Source organism: Mesorhizobium sp. A556 (assembly GCF_054489545.1).
Genome location: NZ_JBTMXA010000002.1, coordinates 388,669 through 410,766 on the forward strand (window position 1 = coordinate 388,669; position 22,098 = coordinate 410,766).

The window sequence follows — 22,098 nt, forward strand, 5'->3', positions numbered from 1 at the left end:
TTACCCTGTCAACGAGGGTGTTGGGCGTGAAGGGCCGTCGGGCCGGCACGGTCGTGCTATGCTGAGCCAACGAAACGCGATGCGATTCCTCGATGACCGGACGCCTGACAATGATCTGCAGCGGCGCAACCGCCGCCACGCGCCACGCCGCGTTCCCGCTCGATGAGCCGCTCGAGGCAGGCGCAGTGGCGATGGCCAACACGCTCGGCCCGCAATTGCGCCGCGCCGACCGCGTCTGGACAGGGCCGGCGCTGCGCGCCAGGCAGACGGCGCAAGCCCTTGGCTTGCAAGCGGTTGAACGCCCTGAACTTGCCGATCAGGATATGGGCTCATGGAGCGGAAAGACGCTGGCCGCGATTTCCGGGCAGCAGCCAGAAAATATCGCGGCCTGGTTGGCCGTTCCTGCCGCGGCTCCGCATGGCGGCGAGGCGATCGCCGAACTGTCGGCTCGCATAGCCGCCTTGATGGACGCGCTGCTCGGCGAGCGCGGCCATACGATTGCTGTGACGCATCCGGCCGTCGTCCGCGTGGCTGTGCTTCATGTGCTGGGCGCGCCGCTCGAATCGTTCTGGCGCATCGATTGCGAGCCGCTGAGCGTCGCTGAATTTCGCACCGACGGACGCAGATGGGCGCTACGCGCCAGCGGCGTCATGCCGGCGAAGGCAAAAAAGCGTTAGCCGCGCACGGCCGCGAGCACGCCGGACAGTTCCTCGGCGAAAATATCGATCTCATGGTCGAGGCCGACGCTGACCCGGATGCATCGGTTGAGCACCGGCGCCATGGGCTTGCGAATGAACACGTCGCGCGCCAAAAATCCTTTCAGCACCTTGAGCGCGAAATCGCCGTCGCGGCCGCAGTCGATGGCGACGAAATTGGTGGCCGAAGGCAGCGGCTTCAATCCGTTCGCCTCGGCGATTGCCGCAATTCTCCGGCGACCGGCATCGACCCGCGCCACGACGTCTTGCAGCCAGTCCTGGTCGGCCAGTGCCTCGACGCCGGCAATCTGCGCCATGCGGCTGACGCCGTAGTGGTTGCGGATTTTCTCGAAGTCGGCAATGACCTGCCGCTCGCCGATGGCGTAGCCGCAACGGATGCCGGCCAGCCCGTAAGCCTTTGAAAAGGTGCGCATGCGGATGACATTGGTGCGCCCGATATCGATTGCCGGAAGCGCCGAGGCAGGCGCCAACTCGCCATAGGCCTCGTCCAGGATTAGCATCGTGGTTTCAGGCAGCGCCTCGATAAAGCGCATGATTTCCGCCGCATCCCAAAAACTTCCCATCGGGTTGTCAGGGTTGGACAGATAGACCAGCGGCGCGTTTTCCCGCCGCACCGCCGCAAGCAGCCCGTCAAGGCTTTCGCGGTCGTCTTCATAGGGCACTTCGACCAAGTGTCCGCCGGCCGCCGCGACGTGGAAATTGAAGGTCGGGTAGGCGCCAAGCGACGTGACCACCGGCGTACCGGGCGCGACATACATATGGACCAGTACGCCAAGCAGCCCGTCAATGCCTTCTCCGACGACGATATTTTCTGGCGAGGCGCCGTGATGGACTGCCGCAGCCTGCTTGAGATCGTAATTGTCGGGGTCGCCATACATCCACATATCGCCGGCAACCGCGGCCATGCCGGAAACGACGCGCGGTGAAGGCCCGAAACTGCTCTCATTGGCCCCCATGCGGGCGCGAAATGCCCGTCCGCTTTCCCGTTGCTGCGCCTCGGGGCCGACAAAGGGCACCGTTGCGGGAAGCGCGCCGACGATTTCGTTGAGGGGAGGGCGTTTCGACATGATGCATACTCGTTAAGGCAAGTGTTCTTCTAGCTACAGCCGCCATTCGAAGCGCGCAACCCTGCGCCCAGGCAGCGCACCATCAGATTCAAACGAAAAAACCCGGCGGTTGCCCGCCGGGTTTTTCTTCAGACAGAAAGCGCTGTCTTAGAACGAGCGCTGGAAGCGGATGATGCCACCGATCGAATCGTCGGTTGCGCCAGTCCAGCTGCCGGCACCAGCGACATTGTCGCCTTCGTTGACGTAGTCGACTTCGGCCGTGACTTTGAAGCCCGGAACGATGTCGTAGGCGACGTTCGCGGCAATGGCGAGGGTCTCGTCTTCGTCATACGAAACCTGTGCGTTCAAAGAAGTCTTCTCGTTGAGCTTGTACGAGCCACCGCCCCACAGAGCCCAGTTGCCGCCCCAAGGCTTGTAGAAGTTACGAGCGACGTTGTCGTCCGAACCGTAACCGCCCATGATGAACAGCGACAGCTGCTCGGTGGCGTTCACGTCCAAACGGACCTTGCCGGACCATTCTTCCCAGTTGCTGTTGTAGGCTGCGACACCGGAGATGCCACCCCAGCCAGCGGTGTACTTCACGCCGCCAACCACGTGCGGAACGTAGCTGTCGATGACGTCGAAGCCGTTACCGTCGGCGTTGTTGCCCTGCTCGACCGAGACGATCGCCGAGAAGCCGTTGCCGCTGTCGAACGTGTAGCTGATCAGGTTGGTTTCGAAGCCGCCGTAAGGAACCAGCGTATCCTGGATGACGTTACCGGCATAACCCTGGAAAGTGTCGAAGACCGACTCGTCAGCGCCGATGCGCAGGCCGCCGAGCTGGATCCAGGCGAAGTTCAGCGAAGTCGAGCTGACGCCATTGGTGTAGTTGAAACGCGTCTCGGTGTAGGTCTTCAACGTGCCGAGTTCGGTTTCCTGGCCGGTCCAGGTACGGAGCGCGAAGCGGCTCCGGACATTGTAGGAGCGGCGAGCGGTGCCGTCCATCACGTCGGTCGTGGCACGGCCGTCGAACGAGCCGGCATCGCCGCCCGAGATGTCGACGCGGACATAGCCGCCGACGCGCAGGCAGGTTTCGGTTCCGGGAATGTAGAAGTAGCCAGCGCCGTAAACGTCGCAGATGCGGACGTATTCAGCGGGTTCCGGCTCGGCGACGACGACAGCGTCGGCGGCGCGTGCACCGGATACTGCGACGAGAGCCGCAGCGGAGCCGAAAAGAAGGCTCTTAATGTTCATTTCTGACCTCCAGTCAAAAGTTAAAAAATGGGTCCGAGTATATTTTTGCTGAAGGACAGCGTTCCCCGCTTCACCCCTCATTACCGAAAAAGATGCGCACCGCGCCGCTTCCTCTTTCCCGACATTACCGATCGGTCGGTGGCGTTCAACCACGATCACGTCGCGAAAGCGTCGGCGGGATGCCATCGATTGCCGATGTTGCACAAATGACACGATTTGCGGCCTCGCCGAAAGCTCTTGTTAACCGTTGAGGCCGTGTGGCCCCTTGCGCGGGTCGAAATCCGGCCTGAAGCGGCGTCGGACGGCGAGAATCGCCTGCTGCCAGTGGATTCGGCAGGAATCGTCTTTTACCGGCTTCATGCGGATCGATTGCGGCCCGCCGGACCGCCGCGCAGGCCTGTTAATGTGTCAGGCAACGATGAATTTCCAGCAATTTGCAATTATAAGAGGGATGGTCATTGATTGTGTCCCGGCTTTTCTCTATCCAGCGCCGCAACGGAGAGGTGGCCGAGTGGTCGAAGGCGCTCCCCTGCTAAGGGAGTAGAGGTCAAAAGCTTCTCGTGGGTTCGAATCCCATCCTCTCCGCCATTCACCTTTTATCGCCTTGATTCCAAAAGAAAACCCTTGCGTTGCAAGGCTTTCAGCCCAAACCCTGCTACAAAGTTTGCTGCAAAACAGGGCGGGCCGGAGCATGAAATACGTCAAATTCGTTCGCGGGTGGTATGTCGTTCACGTTACCGTGCCGGAAGAATTGCGCCCAATCGTCGGGAAACGCGAACTTGTCGGATCGCTTCCGGTTGACAAAAAGGCAGCCGAACGCTTGGCGCACGGCGTTATTGCCGGATTTCTCGCCAAGATCGAGGAAGCCAAGGAAACGCTCGCCGCTGACAGGCCGACGCTCACGACCGCCGCGAAGGCGCACTATCGAGCCGAACTTGAGGATGACGACCGGGCGCAGAAGGCAGTTGCCAGCATCAATGCTACGTTCACACTGCATCGGGCGGACCGAAGGCAAGGACGAGGCCCGCGAGGATCACAAGCGCCAGCGTCGCGCCGATCAATGCCGGTCGCCAACTGCGTGTGACGCCTACGGCCAGCACGATGATAAAGGCTTCGACGACCTCCACCAGCGAAGCAAGAAACGCTGCCGTGAAGGTCGACAACACAGGGGGTCAGGCTGTGCACGAAGGCCTCCTACCTGTCAGAACCCTGCTGCGTTAGACCGCTGGCGTCGTTGGCATATTGCCGCTCCGCCCCTGCCGGGGAGATGGACGTCGAGACGGTCTTGTGACGTGTTTCCCCTGTCATGTCCACACGAGAGAAGTTGCCGGTCTCTTGATGAGGCCATTCAGTTTTCGAGCCGAACAAAACGATAGCCGCCACCGGCACATGGTCCGATCCTAGTGGAGGACCGACGGTTCGTTGCTCGATTTTCATCCATTTACGAACAAGGATGTGGTCAACGGGTGCGCCGAACCAAACGGGGAGCCCAAGGCCAGAAAAGAAACGGGTCGCGGCAAACAAAGTGTCAGTCGATCCAGCTATCGTGCCCGTGCTGGAAAGAAGCGAAGAAAAACGAAGCGACCAGGACGACATGTTCAGGTCGCCCGCGATGATTACGGGACGGTGCGGCTTCTCGGCTTTGATGGCCGCCGCGACTTCGTCGAAAGCCTCGTTTCTCCCCTTCCAGTCCTGGTAGTTGCGAGCATTCATGGCATGAAGACCGTAGATCGACACTTTCGATATCGAGGTGAGGCCCACCGGCACCAGTATAACCGCTCGAACAATGCGTTTGTTGCTCAGTTCTAGATCTGATTGTTCCTGACCGAGCATGAATGGATAATGGCTGGCGACCACGACATCTGCCGATGACCGGATATATGGGAAGTGCGCCTTTATAACATCAGGCCATCCGTCTTCCGCCTCCTGGAGCACAGCGACATCTGGAGAGACATTTTTCAGATATTCGGTGAATTTCTTGAAATTGATGTTCGATCTCAAGACGTTGAACGTCACCACTTTCAGGCTTGTGTTGGCCGCAGACACACCATCGTCGGCAGCGCCCGCCGCAAGTTCCAGAGTCATGTCGCTCAACGACCTAAGCGTACCGGCACTGTAGAGAATGAGGGAACATGCCATCAAAACCGCGTAACGACCTGTAAGGCGACGCCACGCTGCAATTGCAAAGATAAGCAAGACGCCGTTTAGCCAGGGCCGGAAAAATGAAGCTACGTCAGGTAGCCAACTGCTTCCGGCCGCGAAGTCCAGGAACGACAAGGCAGCGAGCGGCAAGACGAGAAAGTTGAGCATCCAATTGTCCGCTAGCGTCGAGTTGCGAGCGGGATCAGCCCGCATGCGACGGTCGTTTCAAGACACAGTGTCGAGTAACGATACGTCATACGGCTGAGGAAATATGCACCCCCTTAGGAAGGAAGCCCTTCTATATACTTTGGGCGTACCGGCTCCGGTTTTACAAAATCAGTAGTGTTTCGACGGACTTGAGAAGGAAACCATCCACATCAGAACTATGCTGATGGCTGTCTACATCGAGTCGAGATACGGTAAAGGCACCGCGAGCATCGGCAACCCAGCCGGAGGCGATGGGCGATTACCCGGACTCGACGGATTGCGCGGCCTAGCCATCCTCCTGGTCATGATGTTCCTTACTGTCCTTGGATTTCCGTTCCAGGAGTCGTCTCAATCGACTGGCAAGTTCGTGGGCTGAAGGCTGTGACGGAACAAGCGGCGATCACCGGCCGCGCGAGAGAAACCCATTGCTTCCCGCGCGCAGCGCAATCCCTCATTGCACCACGAAGCGCGAGTTGAAGGGCAGGCTGGCGGCGCCCACGGCCTTGGGGGAACGCTCGATATTGCCGGCGATCGCCGTGATGCCGGGGAGGGCACGTTCCAGTTGGCGGCAGATCACCTTGCAGACCGATTGCGGCGCATAGGACGACAGCACCACGGTCTTCACGGGAACGAACTGCAACAGGGAACTCGCGGACAGCTTCATCTGGGCAACCAGCTCATTGCACCATGCGATTTCGACATTGCCATAGGATGGCCAGCTTGATCCACGCTCCCATAATTCGCCCGTCTCGGCACCCGTTTTCCTGACTTCCTCTTCAAGTCGCAGTATTCCGACATCGAAGCTCACCGCGGCACTGGTGCTGTAAATCTGGTGATTGAGCACCAGCCGGCTGTGCAGGCGCGCTCCGAGGTAGAAGAAAAGGTAGTCGGAGAGATTCTTGGCTACGCCGAACATGCTCTCGCCGCCGGTCGCGGCGGTGATGTGATCTGCTCGTGCTTTGCCGCGCTGGCTGGAATCTTCCTGGCTGGCCGCATCGTGTCGGGCGATCCGAATGTCGGCCTGCTTTTCGAACTCGACGCAATCACGGCCGTGGCCATCGGCGGCACGCAGCTTTCCGGCGGCATCGGCAGCCTGCATGGCACCGTCATCGGCGCGCTCATCATGGCGCTGCTGGCCAATGGCATGAACCTGACCAACGTCTCGCCCTTTGTGCAAACAGCCATCAAGGGCGGCATCCTGCTGCTGGTCGTCTCGCTGCAGTCGCGTAAGAAAATGGGGTTGTAAGTGCCTGCTTTGCTCACAAGTCCCGCTCTACGCAGCCTGCTGAAGATACCGCCGGCCTACTATGTCTTTGCGCTGCTCCTGGTGATCCTGTTCGTCGCCAGGCCGCAACTGATGAACCTCAACGTCATGGGCATATTCATGCGCCAGGTGGTGCCGTTGGGCATTCGCGTCCTCGGCCAGCTCCTGGTCATGCGGGTCGGCAGCATCGACCTCGCCGGCGGCGGCGTCATCCTGTTCATCAACTACGTCATCTCTTCGCGGATGTTTCCGGACGCGTCGGTGTTCTTTTTCATTGGCCTGGCGCTGCTCATCGGCCTTGCAATCGGCCTCTTCAACGGCGTGATGGTCGGCCGGCGGCGCGTCTCGGCGGTCATCGTTACGCTCGCCGTCAGCATCGTACTCGTCGGGTTCGTTCAATATCTTTCGAGCGGCAAGCCTCCCGGTGACGTGCCGAAAATGTTCACCGAAATCTACAATACAAGGCTCGGCGTCATCCCGACCCCGGTTATCTTCTGGGCGGCGCTCACGGTCATCCTGTCTGTATTTCTGTCCATTACGATATTCGGCCGCCATATCGCGTCGGTGGGCGAGAATGTTCAGGCCGCACATTTCTCCGGCGTTCCGGTCGTGCGCACCGTGGTGCTGGCACACACGCTGGCGGGCCTGTTTGCCGCGATCGCGGCGCTGGTTCAGACGGCGTCCATCGCCGTCGGCAGCGTCCGCGTCGGCCTCGACCTGCCGATCCTTTCGGTTGCCGCCACCATCCTGGGCGGCGTTGTATTCGGGCGAGGCGAGGGGGGTGTCTGGGGGCCTTTTTTCGGCGTGCTGTGCTTCGCACTTCTCTTTGTCGTGATGACGACCTTCGGTATCGGCGAGCCCGGCAAACTCATTGCCCAGGGCCTGATCATCCTGCTTGCCGCGATCTTCTACGGCCTGCGCACGGCCAGGTCCTGAAACATCTATTTTTTGGAGGAGACACATGAGCCAAAAGAAATCGATCCTGTGCTTTGGCGGTTCACTCACCTGGGGCTGGATTCCGGTGATCGAAGGGTCGCCGACAATATCGGTATCCGTACGAACAGCGCTGGACGGGCGTGATGGCATCCCATCTAGGCGACGCTTATCATGTCTTCGAGGAAGGCCTCAGCGCACGCACCACCAGTGCTGACGATCCCAACGATCCTCGGCTGAACGGAAGTGCCTATCTGCCGGCTTCGATCGCCAGCCACCTGCCGCTCGAACTGGTCATCCTCCTGCTCGGCATCAACGACACCAAGCCATTTTTCAACCGCACGCCCTATGACATCACCTACGGCATGGCCAAACTGGTCGGGCAGGTGCTCACGGGCGGTGGCGGCATCGGGACGCCCTATCCCGCGCCGAAATGCCTTGTGGTTGCTCCCCCGCCGCTGTCGCCCATGCCGCACCCCTATTTCCAGGGCATGTTCGGCGGCGGCCATGAAAAATCAGGGGAGCTTGGCAAGCAGTACAGGGACATGGCGGATTTCATGAAAGTGGACTTCTTGAACGCCGGTGATTTCATTACCACGGGCGGCAGCGACGGCATCCACTTTACCGTGCAGAACAATCTGGATATCGGAAAGGCCATCGCCGACAAGGTTGCAAAAATCTTTGCAGGCCATACGGCGTGAGAGGCTGACTGAGCGGCCAAGGCCATTCCTCAGTTCGCTTTGCATTGCGCCCGGTCGATGAAATCGGCAATCGACCGGGGCAGGGTGCCCGTCTCCAGGAAGGGCGCATGGCCCTGACCCTCGACGGTGAGCGTTTCCATGGCCGGATGATGCGCCTGCATCTCGGTGAGTGTTTCCGGTGAAAGCAGGCTCGAATTGCCGCCGCGCAGCGTCAGCATCGGGATGGATGCGAGCGCGTCGAATTGCGGCCATAGCGTCGGCAACGGTTTGGAAAAGTCGATATCGGCCAGCGGTTCGGTCAGTTTTGGGTCGAAGTCCGGCAACCAGCCTGCGTCCGTTTCCCGGTATAGTGCCCGAACCATGCGCTCCCAGTCGGCATCGGCCAGTGCCGGAAAAGCCGCGCCATGTACGGCGCGCTGCGCCTCGACGACCTGTGCAAAGCTTTTGGGTTCAGGCGCGCGCTCCAGATAGGAACCGATATGGGCGAGGCCCGCTGCCTCGATCGCCGGCCCGATGTCGTTGAACACGATCGCCTTCAGCGCCGCCGGCCGCATGGCTCCCAGCACATGGAGGATCAGCCCGCCGCGCGAAGTGCCGACGAAGGCCGCTGCTTCGATGCCAAGCGCGTCCAGTCCGGCCAGCACGTCACCGGCTTCGACGAGCACATTGTAATTCCTGACGTCGGGATCGTAGGCCGATTGCCCGCGCCCGCGATAGTCGAAGGCAACCACCCGGCGCGGCGCGCTCTCATGCGTCGACAGATAGACCGCCAGTTCGTGAAAATCCCGCGCATTGCGGGTCAGGCCGGGAAGGCAGACCACAGGCCAAAGCGCCGGGTTCGGTTCGCCATAGACGCGGGCGTGGAGTTCAAGCCCGTCCGCTGCCGCGTAAAAGAAGTCGGAGAAGCCTCGATCCGCCATGCTCACCCCTGTCGAAAGCCCGGCTGGCAGCCGTGCCGTCATTGGCCGCGCCCGTTCACCAGATCGCCGACAATGTCGTATTTTCCGGTAAGGCGCATCTTGTAGACCTCGTAATTCTCCAGCACGCGCTGCACATAGCTTCGCGTCTCCGTATAGGGAATGCGCTCGATCCAGTCGACGACGGTATCGATGTCCTTGCCGCGCGGATCGCCATAGCGCGCTACCCATTGAGCGGCGCGGTTGGGGCCGGCATTGTAGCCGGCGAAGGTCAGCACATAAGAGCCGTCGAAGCGGTCCAGTTGCTGGCCCAGAAAGGCAGCGCCGAGCGTCGCGTTGTAGCCGGCGTCGGTGGTCAGGCGCGCTTGCGAAAACGGCATGCCGGCCTTCTTCGCCAGTTGCATGGCGGTGCCGGGCATGAGTTGCAAGAGCCCAAGCGCGCCAGCACCCGAAACCGCGCCGACATTGAATTCGCTTTCCTGACGCGCGATGGCATAGGCAAGCGCCTTGCCCGAGCCGGAAATATCGGCCGAATCGGGGATGACGCCGATCGGGTGCGATAGCGCCCCGACATCGATGCCGCGCCCCGCCGCGATTTTGGCAACCCGCAGGGCGAGGAAGTCGCTGCCCTGTTGCTTTGCCATTCCAGCCAGCAACGCCAGTTCGCCGGGGCTCTCTATCTGCCCGGCGAGATCGCGGTAAAGCGCGCTGGCAAAGCGCCCGTAACCCGCTTCCTGCAGGCGCAGAATGGCGCGCACCGCCTCCCGCTCGAAAAATGCCTTGCGCTCTGCGGCAGATGGCTCGGGATAGGCGATGGTGAGCGTATGGCGGCCGATGCGCTCGCCGGCAAGCTGGCCGTAGAAGGTCGTACCATAGGCCGACGCCTTGGCGAAATACTCCTTCGCGTTGCCGGGGCCGCCCTGTTCGGCGGCGCGGCCCAGCCAGTAATAGGCGCGCGACAGCGAGATCGGGCCGTCCGCCAATTGGGCGATCCGGGAAAAATGCCTTGCGGCACGCTGCGGGTCGTTCAGGCCGCGCAGCGCATACCAGCCGGCATGGAACTCGGCGTCGGCAGCACTTGCCGGGCTTTCGGCGGCGTGCGCTGCCACGATCGCATAGGCGGTCTTCATGTCGCCCTCGTCGACCAGCTCGCGCGAAAGGACGCGGCGTTCCACCCACCAGGCATCGGGGTCCACCAGCGCCGCTCGGTTGGTCGGCGCCTTCATCACCACGGCAGCGGCATCGCTATATTTCTTCTGCTTGCGCAAATATTCGGCCTCGGCGAAAAAATAGCCGGCCGAGCGCTGATCGGGCGGTACGGCCTTCAACAGATCGGGTGCGGTCTTGTCGCCGCGGATCGCGGCGGCCCAGGCATCGGCCAATGGCTGTGCCCCGGCAAGCGCTGCCACGCGCAGCCCCGAATTGACCCGGTCGGCATAAAACATGCGTTCCATACGGAAACGATGGTCGGCCACCGGAATGACTGCGCCAAACTCCGCGAGGATCGCCGCTTCGTCCTTGGCCTCCAGTTTTTCCGTTCGCCAGAAGGGCGACAAAACGGTCTGCGCCGCCTTAACGTTCCCCAGCGCCACATAGGCGCGGGCAAGCAGCACCACGCCTTCGAAGGTTTGCGGCTGCATGCCGCCGAATGCCTGCACGACGGTTTGCGCATCGGGGTTCTCGCGGTAGAGCGCGCGTTCGCCGTTCCTGCGCAGCGCCGACAGGTCCGGCCAATCCGGCAGCATCCTGGCGGTGGCGGCGATGTCGCGGCTCGACACCTTGTCACCGCCGTAAAGCGCGATCGTCCAGGCCAGGACATGCCGGTCGAGCGAATTTTCGGGCAGTGCGTCGCGTATCGCGCGCGCGCCGTCGATGTCGTGCGCGGCCAACGCATCCAGCCCGCTCTTGAGCTGGCTGACGGAACTGGCATCACGATCGAGGCTCGGCATGGGGATCGCAAACGTCGGTTGCGTGTAGATGCCGGCGTCGAGCACCGCGCCTGGAAACAGGACGATGATTAGGCCTAGAATGGTTGCTCGGTATGGCCGTTTCACGGTCATTTGTGGGGTCGTTCCTGCTCCGGCATGTCCTTTAGATAGGCGCTTCCTGTCGCAAGCCTAATCGCCGGTTGTGAAAGGCTGGTGAATCAAATGTAAACGCAACGCTGGACAGGCATTTGACCGCCATGTGTTTGTTGCTCCGTAACGTTGTCGAGACTATGGTGCGCCGCCTTGCTTTGGGTTAGAAGCCGGGCAACATCCAGAAAGGCAATGAAACCCGAGGGTTTCAAGGAGTTTGACGAAATGCTGAGAGGCTCGCTTACCGCGCTCGTGACACCGTTCGATCAGGACGGTCGTTTCGACGAGAAAGCCTTTCGTGCATTCGCCGAATGGCAGATCGCGGAAGGCACGACGGGTCTGGTACCGGTCGGCACCACCGGCGAGTCGCCGACGCTGTCGCATGACGAACATCGGCAGGTGGTGAAGGCCTGCGTCGAGGTCGCGAAGGGGCGTGTTCCCGTGGTTGCCGGTGCCGGCTCCAACAACACGCAGGAAGCCATCGGGCTCGTAAAATATGCCGAGAGCGTTGGCGCGGACGCAGTGCTGGTGGTGACGCCCTATTACAACAAGCCGACCCAGAACGGCATTTATGCGCATTTCGCCGCCGTGGCCGGCGCGACGAGCCTGCCGATCATCATCTACAATATCCCGCCACGCTCGGTCATCGACATGTCGCCCGAGACGATGGGCAGGCTGGCGCATGATTTCCCCAACATCGTTGGCGTCAAGGATGCGACCGGCAAGGTCGAGCGCGTCTCGGAACAGCGTGCAACCTGCGGCAAGGACTTCATCCAGCTGTCGGGCGAGGATGCTTCGGCGCTGGGTTTCAACGCGCATGGCGGGGTAGGCTGCATTTCGGTGACGGCCAATGTCGCGCCGCGCCTGTGCGCCGAATTCCAGGTTGCGACCTTGGCCAACAACAAGGAAAAGGCGCTGGAATTGCAGGACCGGCTGTTGCCACTGCACAAGGCGATCTTCATGGAACCGGGCGTTTCGGGTGCGAAATATGCGCTTTCCAAGCTGGGCAAGATCGAGAACGTGGTGCGCTCGCCGCTGCTGGTCGTCGAAGCCGAGACGGCTGCAAAGCTTGACGCGGCGATGAAGCACGCCGGCTTGATTAATTGAGGATGAGGGCCCACCTCTTTCCATCATGAACCAGGTCAGAAAATCCGATCCCAACAGCAAGGTCGCCGCGGAAAACCGCAAGGCGCGCTTCAACTATGAGGTACTCGACACGCTCGAGACCGGCTTGGTGCTGAGCGGCACCGAGGTCAAGTCGCTGCGCGGCGGTCACGCCAACATCCAGGATTCCTACGCCTCCGTCGAGGGCGGCGAGATCTGGCTGATCAATTCCTATCTGCCGGAATATCTGCAGGCCAACCGCTTCAACCACGAACCGCGCCGCCGCCGGAAACTGCTGGTGTCGAAACGCGAAATGGCGCGCCTTTCGCACAGCATCGAGCGCGATGGCATGACGCTGGTGCCGCTAAAGCTCTATTTCAACGAGCGGGGCAGGGCCAAACTGCTGCTGGCGGTAGCGCGCGGCAAGAAACTGCACGACAAGCGCGAAACCGAAAAACAGCGCGACTGGAACCGCGAAAAGGGCCGGCTGATAAAAGAGCGCGGATAGGGGAATAGGGCAATAAGGCAGTAGGGCAATATGTCGGCTCAGGCTGGAAATTCGCCTGCAATCTTATTGACACGGCCAACGCCTATTGATGCTCTGCCCTACTGCCCTACTGCCAAAAATCCAGCAATCTCCTTGAAAACATTCACGAACATCTCCGTCGTCAGCACGCCCGTATTGGTGTTGTAGCGCGAGCAGTGGTAGCTGGAAAACAGGGTCAGGGCGCCGATTGCGCTTTGCCCGCCATGCTTGAACGGATGCGCGGCGACCCTCCCGCCCAGCGCGCGCACGGTCGATTGATGGGCGATGGTGCCGAGCGTCAAGATGCCTTCGAGGTTCCTGAAACGGGCAATGGTCGGGATCAGGAAGGTGCGGCAGGTGGCGATTTCCGCGCCGACCGGCTTGTTTTCCGGCGGCACGCAGCGCACCGCGTTGACGATAGCCGTGCCTACCAGTTCGAGACTGTCATCGACGCGCGCCTCGAATTTTCCGCGCGCAAGCCCATGTGAAATCAGCGTCGAGTAAAGCAGATCGCCGGCATAATCGCCGGTGAAGGGCCGTCCGGTGCGGTTGGCGCCGCGCAGGCCAGGCGCCAGGCCGACGATCAACAGGCGCACCGCATCCTCGCCTGCGGGCGGCAGGAAGGCGGGCACCGGGCCATTGAACCAGGAAGGTTCACGCTGGCGCCACAAGGCGATGAAGTTATGCAGGCGCGGGCATAGCGGGCAGTCGTGACCCGGTTCCGGCGAGGCGGTCATGCCGGCCACGCTCAATAGTCTTCCTCTTCGCCGGCGGCAGGTTCCGGCCGCCGCACGGGGCGTTCCGTGGGATCACGCCCGATTTCGGCCTTTAAGGACACGAGGTCGATGAAATGGTCGGCTTGTCGGCGCAGATCGTCGGAGATCATCGGCGGCTGCGAGGCCATGGTGGACACCACCGAAACCTTGGCCCCCTGGCGCTGCAACGCTTCCACCAGCGTGCGGAAATCGCCGTCGCCGGAGAAGATGACATAGTGATCGACCTTGCTGACGAGTTCGAGCGCATCAACCGCCAGCTCGATGTCCATATTGCCCTTGATCTTCCGCCGTCCGGCCGAATCGGTGAATTCCTTGGCCGGTTTGGTGACGACCTTGAAGCCGTTATAGTCGAGCCAGTCGATAAGCGGGCGGATCGAGGAGTATTCCTGATCTTCCACCAGCGCTGTGTAGTAATAGGCACGTAGCAGGTAGCCGCGCTTCTGGAAGCTCGACAGAAGCTTGCGGTAGTCTATGTCGAAGCCGAGTGCGCGTGAAGTGGCGTATAAATTGGCCCCGTCGATGAAAAGAGCGATCTTTTCGCGGGCGTCGAACATGGAAATATCCCTTTTATGCAATAGCGGCAAATATGCGGTACAGGTGGTATCGGTAAATTCCGACCTACCTGTCATTTGAAGAAATAGCGGCGGCTTTGTGGCTTTCCAGACCGCTTCATGGATATGCAAGCGATTGTGATGGAAACGCTGCGTGGTGGGGAGCATGTGTGTGCCGGCGTGCTTGTGTTTTATCGGCATTCGGGTTATGGACCGCGTCTGTTTTCCGTCACATCCATTGTATGAAAGGGGCATTCATGGCCCGCGTAACCGTTGAAGACTGCATTGACAAAGTCAACAACCGCTTCGAGCTGGTGCTTCTCGCCGGCCACCGCGCCCGCCAGATCAGCCAGGGCGCGCCGATCACGGTCGATCGCGACAACGACAAGAACCCCGTCGTGGCGCTACGCGAGATCGCCGACGAAATGCTGTCGCCCGACGACCTGAAGGAAGACCTGATCCACTCGCTGCAGAAGCATGTCGAGGTTGACGAGCCCGAGGCGGATGGCGAGGCGCTTGCCGATCAGGTGACCGCGGCCGCCGATTCCGACGACGTCGAAGAGAACATCACCTTCGACCGCATGACCGAGGAAGACCTGCTGGCCGGCATCGAAGGTCTTGTCGCGCCCGAGAAAAGCGACGATTTCTGACCGATTGAGCGACATCCGGCGCTTTCGCACGGAAACGTTCATCGCTATTTATGACATGCGCTGCATATGCTTGTGGCGCATGTTTCATTTTAGCCCGTGAGAAGCCGCCCATGATGCGTCAATATGAGCTTGTCGAGCGCGTCCAGCGCTACAAGCCCGACGTCAACGAGGCGCTGCTCAACAAGGCCTACGTCTATGCCATGCAAAAGCATGGCTTCCAGAAGCGCGCTTCCGGCGACCCCTATTTCTCTCATCCGCTCGAAGTCGCCGCCATCCTCACCGACATGCATATGGACGAGGCGACCATCGCGGTTGCCCTGTTGCACGACACGATCGAGGACACCACCGCCACCCGCGCCGAGATCGACGAGTTGTTCGGCCCTGAAATGGGCAAACTGGTCGAGGGGCTGACCAAGCTGAAGAAACTCGACCTCGTGTCGAAGAAGGCCGAGCAGGCGGAAAACCTGCGCAAGCTCCTGCTGGCGATTTCGGAAGACGTGCGCGTGTTGCTGGTCAAGCTGGCCGACCGCCTGCACAACATGCGCACGCTGCATCACGTGCCCGAAGCCAAGCGCCTGCGCATCTCCGAGGAGACGATGGAGATCTATGCGCCGCTGGCCGGCCGCATGGGCATGCAGGGCATGCGCGAGGAACTCGAGGAACTGGCGTTCCGCTATATCAATCCGGAAGCCTACCGCATGGTGACGGGGCGTCTGGCCGAATTTTTTGAGCGCAACAAGCATGTGCTGGGCGAGATCGAGCACGCCTTGTCGGCTCTTTTCGAAAAAGATGCCATCGACGCGGAAGTGAAAAGCCGCCAGAAGAAGCCATGGTCGGTGTTTCGCAAGATGGAGGCCAAGGCGCTTTCTTTCGAGCAACTGTCCGATATTTTCGGCTTTCGCGTCGTCGTCGGCAGCGTCGAGGATTGCTACCGCGCGCTGTGCGCCATCCACACCACATGGTCGATGGTTCCGGGACGCTTCAAGGACTACATCTCGACGCCCAAGCAGAACGATTATCGCTCGATCCACACCACCATTGTCGGGCCGTCGCGCCAGCGCGTCGAATTGCAGATACGCACCCGCGAGATGAACCAGATCGCCGAATATGGCGTCGCGGCGCATTCCGTCTACAAGGACTTCGGTTCGAAGGAGGGGGGCGGCAAGGCAAATGGCGCTGCGGCCAATACCATCTCCAAGGACACCAATGCCTATGCCTGGCTGCGCCGCACCATCGAGCAGCTTGCCGAAGGCGACAATCCGGAGGATTTCCTCGAAAACACAAGGCTGGAACTGTTCCAGGACCAGGTGTTCTGCTTCACGCCGAAGGGCATGCTGATCGCGCTGCCGCGCGGGGCGACGCCCATCGACTTCGCCTATGCCGTCCACACCGATGTCGGCGACACCTGCGTCGGCACCAAGATCAACGGCCGGGTCATGCCGCTGATGACGGAATTGAAAAATGGCGACGAGGTCGAGATCATCCGCTCCAAGGCGCAGGTGCCGCCCGCCGCGTGGGAATCGATCGTCGTCACCGGCAAGGCGCGCTCGGCCATCCGCCGCGCCACCAAGAACGCGATCCGCAAGCAATATTCGGGGCTTGGCGCGCGTATTCTGGAGCGCACCTTCCAGCGCGCCGGCAAGACCTACACCAAGGAAAGCCTGAAGCCGGTCCTGCACCGACTGGCGCGCAAGGACATCGAGGATGTGCTGGCGTCGGTCGGGCGGGGCGAACTGGCCTCGAGCGACGTGATGAAGGCGGTCTTTCCCGATTACCAGGACGAGCGCGTCACGCAGGTGCAGCCCAAGCAGCGCGAGGAGGGCTGGTCGCGCATCCGCAATGCCGCCGGCATGCTGTTCCAGATTCCCGGCCGCGCGGCGCGGCGCGAAAAGGGCCAGGCCAAGGACGGCGCCTTGCCGATCCGTGGCGTGCACAGCGATTTGCCGGTGCATTTCGCGCCCGAAGGCGCGGTTCCAGGCGACCGTATCGTCGGCATCGTCCAGCCGGGTTCCGGCATCACCATCTATCCGATCCAGTCGCCGTCGCTGACCGCCTTCGACGACCAGACGGAACGCTGGATCGACGTGCGCTGGGACATCGACGAGAACAACAAGGAGCGATTTCCGGCGCGCGTTTCGGTCACCGCCATCAATGCGCCGGGTTCTCTTGCTGATATAGCGCAGGTGGTCGCCTCGAACGACGCCAACATCCATACGCTTTCGATGATACGCACGGCGCCGGATTTCACCGAGATGCTGATCGATCTCGAAGTATGGGATCTGAAACATCTGAATCGGCTGCTGTCGCAGCTCAAGGATAATTCGAGCGTCAGCGATGCGCGGCGGGTGAACGGGTAGGGGTTTGGGTGATTACTCATCTGAATTGGCGCCCGACGACGCAAGGGAAAATTATGCAAACTGAAGAAGTCCTCGACGTTTTCCGCTCTGCCGGGGCCGTGCTGGAGGGGCATTTCATCCTGACTTCCGGCCTGCGAAGCCCGGTCTTCCTGCAAAAGGCGCGCGTGTTCATGCATGCCGACAAGACCGAGCGCCTGTGCCGGGCGCTGGCGGCGAAGATTCGCGAAAACGTGCAGGGCGAAATTGATTATGTGGTCGGTCCGGCCATTGGCGGCCTGATCCCCGCCTATGAGACCTCGCGCCATCTCGGCGTGCCGGCGATCTGGGTCGAACGCGAGCAGGGCGTGTTCCGGCTGCGCCGCTTCGACATCGAGAAGGGCGCGCGCGTCGTCATCGTGGAAGACATCGTCACCACCGGCCTGTCGATCCGCGAGACGATCGACTGCTTGCGGCAGCTTGGCGCTGAGGTAGCCGCCGCCGCCTGCATCATCGACCGTTCGGCCGGCAAGTCCGATGTCGGCGTTCCGCTGATCGCATTAGCCGAATACGAGGTTCCGGCCTATCCGGCAGACAATTTGCCGCCGGAACTGGCGGCCATTCCGGCAGTAAAACCGGGCAGCCGTAATATTTGATGTTGTTAGGATCGAAGTTGAGGCGGTAAAGTCGGCGGATGTTATTCAAACGAAGAAGAGCGGAGAGCACTTGGGGGCGGTTTCGCGTATGGCTGTGGCCGCGCCGTTCCTTTTCGCGCTCCCTGCAGTACTTTTCCAAACGCATCCTGCGCCTGAGAGCAACGCCGCATGCCGTCGCCGCCGGCGTCGCTGCCGGCGTATTCGCTTCTTTTTTTCCGCTTGGCCTGCATTTCGTCGTCGCAGCCCTGGTTTGCTGGCTGATTGCCGGCAATCTGGTCGCGGCCTTGCTGGGGGCGGCGGTCGGCGGAAATCCGCTGACGGTGCCGCTTTTGTGGGGCGCTTCGTGGGAGACGGGAAAGCTCATATTGCATCGGCATATAAGCTCCGACGGCGCGCCGGCGCATCTGGGCGCCATGCTGCACGACATGAGCTTTCATCAATTGTGGGGACCTGTGCTGAAGCCGTTGACCGTCGGCGCTGTTCCGCTCGGCATCCTGTCCGGCCTTGTCTTCTACGGCATCACCCGTTGGGCAATGGCGGCATTCCGCGAGCAGCGCCGCAAGCGCACGGCCGATCGCGCGGCCTTGCGGCACGAAGATTCGCCCATGGCCGGTGGCGGCGCCGGATCCCCCGCCGAATGATCGTCGGCATTGGCAGCGACCTGATCGACATCCGCCGCATCGAGAAATCGCTGGAGCGCTATGGCGAGCGCTTTGTTCAGCGCATCTATACGGAGGTCGAGCAGGCGCGCTCGGAAGGGCGGCGTGCGCGGGCAGCGTCTTACGCCAAGCGCTTTGCCGCCAAGGAGGCGTGCGCCAAGGCGCTCGGCACTGGCATTGCGCAGGGCGTGTTCTGGCGCGACATGGGCGTCGTCAACCTGCCCAGCGGCAAGCCGACGATGGCGCTTTCCGGAGGAGCTGCGGTCCAGCTTGCAACGCTCTTGCCGCCCGGACACCGCGCCGTGATCCACCTCACCATCACCGACGATTTCCCGTTGGCTCAAGCGTTTGTGATCGTCGAGGCGGTTTTGGCCGAATTACCGCCCCAATAGTGGTCTCCGGCTGGCCCTGCGGACGTTGCCCCGCGTCCGCCGAGCCCCTATACAACCAACGCATAAATCGAGGACTATATGAGCGTGGCTGAAAAATCCCAGAAGAAGACCGGCGGGCTAGGCGAGACCGTCAGCGTTATCGTGCAGGCGCTGCTGCTGGCGCTGGTCATCCGCACGATTTTCTTCCAGCCGTTCTCTATACCCTCCGGTTCGATGCGGCCGACGCTGCTGGAGGGCGATTATCTGTTCGTCACCAAATGGTCCTATGGCTATTCGCGCTATTCGATGCCGTTCTCGCCGGACATCTTCTCCGGCCGCATCTGGGGATCGGAGCCGGCGCGCGGCGACGTGGCTGTGTTCAAATTCCCGCCGAACCCGTCGATCGACTACATCAAGCGCGTCATCGGCCTGCCCGGCGACAAGATTCAGGTGAAGGACGGACAGCTTTTCATCAACGGCGTTGGCGTGCCGCGCGAAAAAGTCGGGCAGATCGACAATCCGGACATTACCGAAGTCAGCCGGCCCGTCGATGTCTATCGCGAGACGCTGCCGAACGGCGTTTCCTATGATACGCTGGACCTTACGCAGAATGGCCTCGGCGACAATACGCGCGAATTCGACGTACCGGCCGATCATTACTTCATGATGGGCGACAACCGCGACAATTCCAGCGACAGCCGCTTTTCGGTCGGTTTCGTTCCCTCGGAAAACCTTGTCGGCCGCGCCAATATCATCTTCTTCTCGATTGCCGGCGGCTACAGCCCGCTCGAGATCTGGAAATGGCCGTCCGAGATGCGGGCTTCGCGCCTGTTCCAATTTATCCGCTGATGGGCCTGAACCGGCCCACGGGTGAAGCACTGGCCAAGGCTCTCGCGGCAAAGACGGGCTATGCCTTCAAGGATTTGCGCCTGCTTGAAACGGCGCTTACCCACTCCAGCGCGGTCAAGGCGGTAGCCAACAACGAGCGCCTGGAGTTTTTGGGCGACCGCGTGCTTGGGCTGATCGTTGCCGACATGTTGTTTCGCCGCTTTCCCGACGCGCGCGAAGGAGAGATCGCGCCGCGCTTCAACGCGTTGGTCGACGCACGGAGTTGTGCCGCGATCGGGACGGAACTCGATCTGGCGGATTTCGTGCGTGCCGACGCTTCCCTCAAGGCGCGCATGCGCGGCTCTGGCGGAAACTACCTGGCGGACGCGGTCGAGGCGCTGATCGCGGCGATCTACATCGACGGCGGCATCGACGCGGCGCGGGCTTTCGTGCTGCGCTACTGGGAACCGCGCCTGAGCATGGTCGTGACCAAGCCCGTCAACCCGAAATCCGAATTGCAGGAATGGCTGGCCAGGGACAGCGATGCCCGGCCCGACTATACAATAGAAAAGCGCGAAGGCCCCGATCACCAGCCGGTCTTCACCGTCTCGGTGGCGGTGCCCGGCTTTGCGCCCTCGCAGGGCACCGGCGGCTCGCGCCGGGTTGCCGAAGAAGCGGCGGCCACCGCATTTCTGAGGCGCGAAGGCGTCTGGACCGACGAAGGGAATAGTTGAATGACCGCTGCCGAAGACGGCACTCCGGAAGAAGCCGCCCCCGCCACGCGGTCCGGTTTCGTGGCCTTGATCGGTGCGCCCAATGCGGGCAAGTCGACGCTGCTCAACCAGCTTGTCGGCGCAAAGGTGTCGATCGTCACGCACAAGGTGCAGACCACGCGCGCGCTGGTGCGCGGCATTGCCACGCATGACAACGCGCAGATCGTTTTTGTCGACACGCCGGGCATCTTCAAGCCCAAGCGCCGGCTGGACACGGCCATGGTCACCACCGCCTGGGGCGGCGCCAAGGACGCCGATGTCATTTTGGTGCTGATCGATGCCGAGCGCGGCATACGCGGCGACGCAGACGCCATTCTCGAGCGGCTGAAGGATGTGCGCCAGCCGATGGCGCTGGTGCTCAACAAGATCGACCGGGTCAAGCACGAGGCGCTGTTTGCGCTGGCGCAGGCGGCCAATGAGCGCGTGCCGTTCAAGCGCACCTTCATGGTGTCGGCGCTGACCGGCTCCGGCTGCAAGGATCTTTTGACCTATCTGGCCGAAGCGCTGCCCGCAGGCCCCTGGTACTACCCGGAGGACCAGATTTCCGACCTGCCGATGCGCCAGCTTTCCGCCGAGATCACGCGCGAAAAGCTCTATCTGCGCCTGCATCAGGAACTGCCCTATTCCTCCCATGTCGAAACTGAAAAATGGGAAGAAAAGAAGGACGGTTCTGTCCGCATCGAGCAGGTCATCTATGTCGAGCGCGACAGCCAGAAGAAGATCGTGCTCGGCCATAAGGGCGAAACCATCCGCGCCATCGGCCAGTTGGCGCGCATGGAGATCGCCGGCATTCTCGACCAGAAGGTGCATCTGTTCCTGTTCGTGAAGGTGCGTGAGAACTGGGGCGACGACCCCGAGCGCTACCGCGAGATGGGCCTCGAATTCCCGCGCTGATCGCGCGCGGGATCGCGCTTGGCCATTCCGTTTCGACCGTTTTTGCGCTATGCTTGCCCGCAGTCTGCGAGGTGAGCGATGGCCTACATCAGTACCCGGACCGATCCAGATCCCGGCTCCAAGACGTTCCAGATGTTCGAAAGGGCGCTTGCCGGCTACGGCTATCTGCCCAACATGGTCAAGGCGTTCAGCCACCGCCCCGAGGTGATGGAGGCGTGGAACGGGCTGCTTGCCAGCATAAAATCCGGCATGGACCTGCGCCGCTACGAACTCGTCACCATGGCGGCGGCCAAGGAACTGCACAGTTCCTATTGCATGCTGGCGCATGGCAGCGTGCTCTTGCACGGGCATTACACGGCATCGGAACTTCAGGCCGTCGTCGAGGGGGCGGACAATTCGCCTCTGGACGAGAAGGATCGGGCGATCATGCAGTTCGCCGCCAAGGTGGTGCGTGACGCCACGTCGATCACCCCGGCCGACGTCGATGCGTTGCGCGGGCATGGCCTGTCGGACGGCGAGATCTTCGACATCGTCACGGCCGCCGCCGTCCGATGTTTCTTCAGCAAGACGCTCGATGCGCTGGGCGTGCTGCCCGACAGCACTTATCACGAAATCGAGCCGAAGCTGAAGCGTGCGCTTGTCGTCGGCCGGGATATCGATACCGGCTACGATAGGGCGCTATCCGGCTGAAACTGGCGGCACAGGGGTTCCCGTTGTTG

At 61.5% G+C, this 22,098-nt stretch carries 25 protein-coding genes and 1 tRNA gene; 16 read left to right on the forward strand and 10 right to left on the reverse strand.

Going from position 1 to position 22,098, the window contains the following annotated elements:
- Positions 1–110: 110 nt before the first annotated feature.
- The gene (locus ACX3P0_RS06435) at positions 111–677 is read left to right on the forward strand and encodes a histidine phosphatase family protein (RefSeq protein WP_459087366.1); all 567 of its coding nucleotides are present in this window, start codon (positions 111–113) and stop codon (positions 675–677) included.
- Here the strand turns inward: ACX3P0_RS06435 and ACX3P0_RS06440 are convergent.
- Both ACX3P0_RS06440 and ACX3P0_RS06445 read right to left on the reverse strand, forming a co-directional pair.
- Positions 674–1,783 carry a pyridoxal phosphate-dependent aminotransferase gene (locus tag ACX3P0_RS06440; RefSeq protein WP_459087367.1) on the reverse strand — a complete coding sequence of 370 codons (1,110 nt, stop codon included), beginning with the start codon at positions 1,781–1,783 and terminating at the stop codon, positions 674–676. The genes ACX3P0_RS06435 and ACX3P0_RS06440 overlap by 4 nt on opposite strands.
- Before the next feature lie 147 nt (positions 1,784–1,930).
- A complete protein-coding gene (locus ACX3P0_RS06445; protein ID WP_459087369.1) occupies positions 1,931–3,016 on the reverse strand; it encodes a porin in 1,086 nt (361 codons plus the stop codon).
- Positions 3,017–3,513: 497 nt separating this feature from the next.
- Between ACX3P0_RS06445 and ACX3P0_RS06450 the strand changes: the two genes are divergently transcribed.
- A tRNA-Ser gene (locus ACX3P0_RS06450) sits at positions 3,514–3,604 on the forward strand.
- A 67-nt stretch (positions 3,605–3,671) separates the two neighbouring features.
- Here the strand turns inward: ACX3P0_RS06450 and ACX3P0_RS06455 are convergent.
- The 4 genes from ACX3P0_RS06455 to ACX3P0_RS06470 all read right to left on the reverse strand — a co-directional run bounded on the left by ACX3P0_RS06455 (position 3,672) and on the right by ACX3P0_RS06470 (position 6,281).
- Positions 3,672–4,013 carry a hypothetical protein gene (locus tag ACX3P0_RS06455; protein ID WP_459087371.1) on the reverse strand — a complete coding sequence of 114 codons (342 nt, stop codon included), beginning with the start codon at positions 4,011–4,013 and terminating at the stop codon, positions 3,672–3,674.
- Positions 4,003–4,182, reverse strand: a complete 180-nt coding sequence (locus tag ACX3P0_RS06460; protein WP_459087879.1) for a hypothetical protein — start codon at positions 4,180–4,182, stop codon at positions 4,003–4,005. Before ACX3P0_RS06460 ends, ACX3P0_RS06455 begins: the two co-directional genes overlap by 11 nt.
- 28 nt (positions 4,183–4,210) lie before the next feature.
- Complete coding sequence (locus ACX3P0_RS06465) at positions 4,211–5,326, reverse strand: endonuclease/exonuclease/phosphatase family protein (protein WP_459087373.1); 1,116 nt, start codon at positions 5,324–5,326, stop codon at positions 4,211–4,213.
- A 490-nt stretch (positions 5,327–5,816) separates the two neighbouring features.
- Positions 5,817–6,281 (reverse strand): hypothetical protein, encoded by a 465-nt coding sequence (locus ACX3P0_RS06470; RefSeq protein ID WP_459087375.1) that lies wholly within the window; start codon positions 6,279–6,281, stop codon positions 5,817–5,819.
- A gap of 27 nt (positions 6,282–6,308) precedes the next feature.
- Here ACX3P0_RS06470 and ACX3P0_RS06475 point away from each other — a divergent pair, with 27 nt between their 5' ends.
- From ACX3P0_RS06475 to ACX3P0_RS06485, 3 genes are all read left to right on the forward strand, one after another.
- Complete coding sequence (locus tag ACX3P0_RS06475) at positions 6,309–6,611, forward strand: ABC transporter permease (RefSeq protein ID WP_459087376.1); 303 nt, start codon at positions 6,309–6,311, stop codon at positions 6,609–6,611.
- The gene (locus ACX3P0_RS06480) at positions 6,612–7,565 is read left to right on the forward strand and encodes an ABC transporter permease (protein ID WP_459087380.1); all 954 of its coding nucleotides are present in this window, start codon (positions 6,612–6,614) and stop codon (positions 7,563–7,565) included.
- A 143-nt stretch (positions 7,566–7,708) separates the two neighbouring features.
- A complete protein-coding gene (locus ACX3P0_RS06485) occupies positions 7,709–8,263 on the forward strand; it encodes an SGNH/GDSL hydrolase family protein (RefSeq protein WP_459087381.1) in 555 nt (184 codons plus the stop codon).
- A 29-nt stretch (positions 8,264–8,292) separates the two neighbouring features.
- Here ACX3P0_RS06485 and ACX3P0_RS06490 read toward each other — a convergent pair whose 3' ends face one another.
- Complete coding sequence (locus tag ACX3P0_RS06490; protein ID WP_459087383.1) at positions 8,293–9,183, reverse strand: alpha/beta fold hydrolase; 891 nt, start codon at positions 9,181–9,183, stop codon at positions 8,293–8,295.
- Between the two features lie 38 nt (positions 9,184–9,221).
- Positions 9,222–11,240, reverse strand: a complete 2,019-nt coding sequence (locus ACX3P0_RS06495; protein WP_459087385.1) for a lytic transglycosylase domain-containing protein — start codon at positions 11,238–11,240, stop codon at positions 9,222–9,224.
- Positions 11,241–11,483: 243 nt separating this feature from the next.
- Between ACX3P0_RS06495 and dapA the strand changes: the two genes are divergently transcribed.
- Both dapA and smpB read left to right on the forward strand, forming a co-directional pair.
- Positions 11,484–12,365, forward strand: coding sequence for a 4-hydroxy-tetrahydrodipicolinate synthase (dapA, locus tag ACX3P0_RS06500; protein WP_459087862.1), 882 nt, complete (start codon positions 11,484–11,486; stop codon positions 12,363–12,365).
- 25 nt (positions 12,366–12,390) lie between these two features.
- Complete coding sequence (gene smpB, locus ACX3P0_RS06505; RefSeq protein WP_459087387.1) at positions 12,391–12,870, forward strand: SsrA-binding protein SmpB; 480 nt, start codon at positions 12,391–12,393, stop codon at positions 12,868–12,870.
- A 98-nt stretch (positions 12,871–12,968) separates the two neighbouring features.
- On the opposite strand, the gene ACX3P0_RS06510 is transcribed toward smpB, so the two are convergent.
- On the reverse strand, positions 12,969–13,625 hold the full coding sequence (locus ACX3P0_RS06510; RefSeq protein WP_459087863.1) for a uracil-DNA glycosylase: 657 nt from the start codon (positions 13,623–13,625) through the stop codon (positions 12,969–12,971).
- An 11-nt stretch (positions 13,626–13,636) separates the two neighbouring features.
- Positions 13,637–14,218: a LabA-like NYN domain-containing protein gene (locus ACX3P0_RS06515; RefSeq protein WP_459082309.1), complete on the reverse strand. Its 582-nt coding sequence runs from the start codon at positions 14,216–14,218 to the stop codon at positions 13,637–13,639.
- Between the two features lie 254 nt (positions 14,219–14,472).
- Here ACX3P0_RS06515 and rpoZ point away from each other — a divergent pair, with 254 nt between their 5' ends.
- The 9 genes from rpoZ to ACX3P0_RS06560 all read left to right on the forward strand — a co-directional run bounded on the left by rpoZ (position 14,473) and on the right by ACX3P0_RS06560 (position 22,069).
- Complete coding sequence (gene rpoZ / locus ACX3P0_RS06520) at positions 14,473–14,865, forward strand: DNA-directed RNA polymerase subunit omega (protein WP_459082308.1); 393 nt, start codon at positions 14,473–14,475, stop codon at positions 14,863–14,865.
- A gap of 110 nt (positions 14,866–14,975) precedes the next feature.
- Positions 14,976–17,222, forward strand: a complete 2,247-nt coding sequence (locus ACX3P0_RS06525) for a RelA/SpoT family protein (protein ID WP_459082307.1) — start codon at positions 14,976–14,978, stop codon at positions 17,220–17,222.
- Positions 17,223–17,275: 53 nt separating this feature from the next.
- Entirely contained in the window at positions 17,276–17,854 is a 579-nt protein-coding gene (gene pyrE, locus ACX3P0_RS06530; RefSeq protein ID WP_459082306.1) for an orotate phosphoribosyltransferase, read from the forward strand.
- A gap of 38 nt (positions 17,855–17,892) precedes the next feature.
- A complete protein-coding gene (locus ACX3P0_RS06535) occupies positions 17,893–18,495 on the forward strand; it encodes a DUF2062 domain-containing protein (protein ID WP_459082305.1) in 603 nt (200 codons plus the stop codon).
- Entirely contained in the window at positions 18,492–18,905 is a 414-nt protein-coding gene (acpS, locus tag ACX3P0_RS06540; protein WP_459082304.1) for a holo-ACP synthase, read from the forward strand. The genes ACX3P0_RS06535 and acpS overlap by 4 nt, the downstream gene beginning before the upstream one ends.
- Before the next feature lie 78 nt (positions 18,906–18,983).
- On the forward strand, positions 18,984–19,733 hold the full coding sequence (gene lepB / locus ACX3P0_RS06545) for a signal peptidase I (RefSeq protein WP_459082303.1): 750 nt from the start codon (positions 18,984–18,986) through the stop codon (positions 19,731–19,733).
- Positions 19,733–20,446: a ribonuclease III gene (gene rnc / locus ACX3P0_RS06550; RefSeq protein WP_459087864.1), complete on the forward strand. Its 714-nt coding sequence runs from the start codon at positions 19,733–19,735 to the stop codon at positions 20,444–20,446. Before lepB ends, rnc begins: the two co-directional genes overlap by 1 nt.
- Positions 20,447–21,379, forward strand: coding sequence for a GTPase Era (gene era, locus ACX3P0_RS06555; RefSeq protein WP_459087389.1), 933 nt, complete (start codon positions 20,447–20,449; stop codon positions 21,377–21,379).
- Between the two features lie 78 nt (positions 21,380–21,457).
- Positions 21,458–22,069, forward strand: a complete 612-nt coding sequence (locus tag ACX3P0_RS06560) for a carboxymuconolactone decarboxylase family protein (RefSeq protein WP_459087391.1) — start codon at positions 21,458–21,460, stop codon at positions 22,067–22,069.
- Positions 22,070–22,098: the final 29 nt, after the last annotated feature.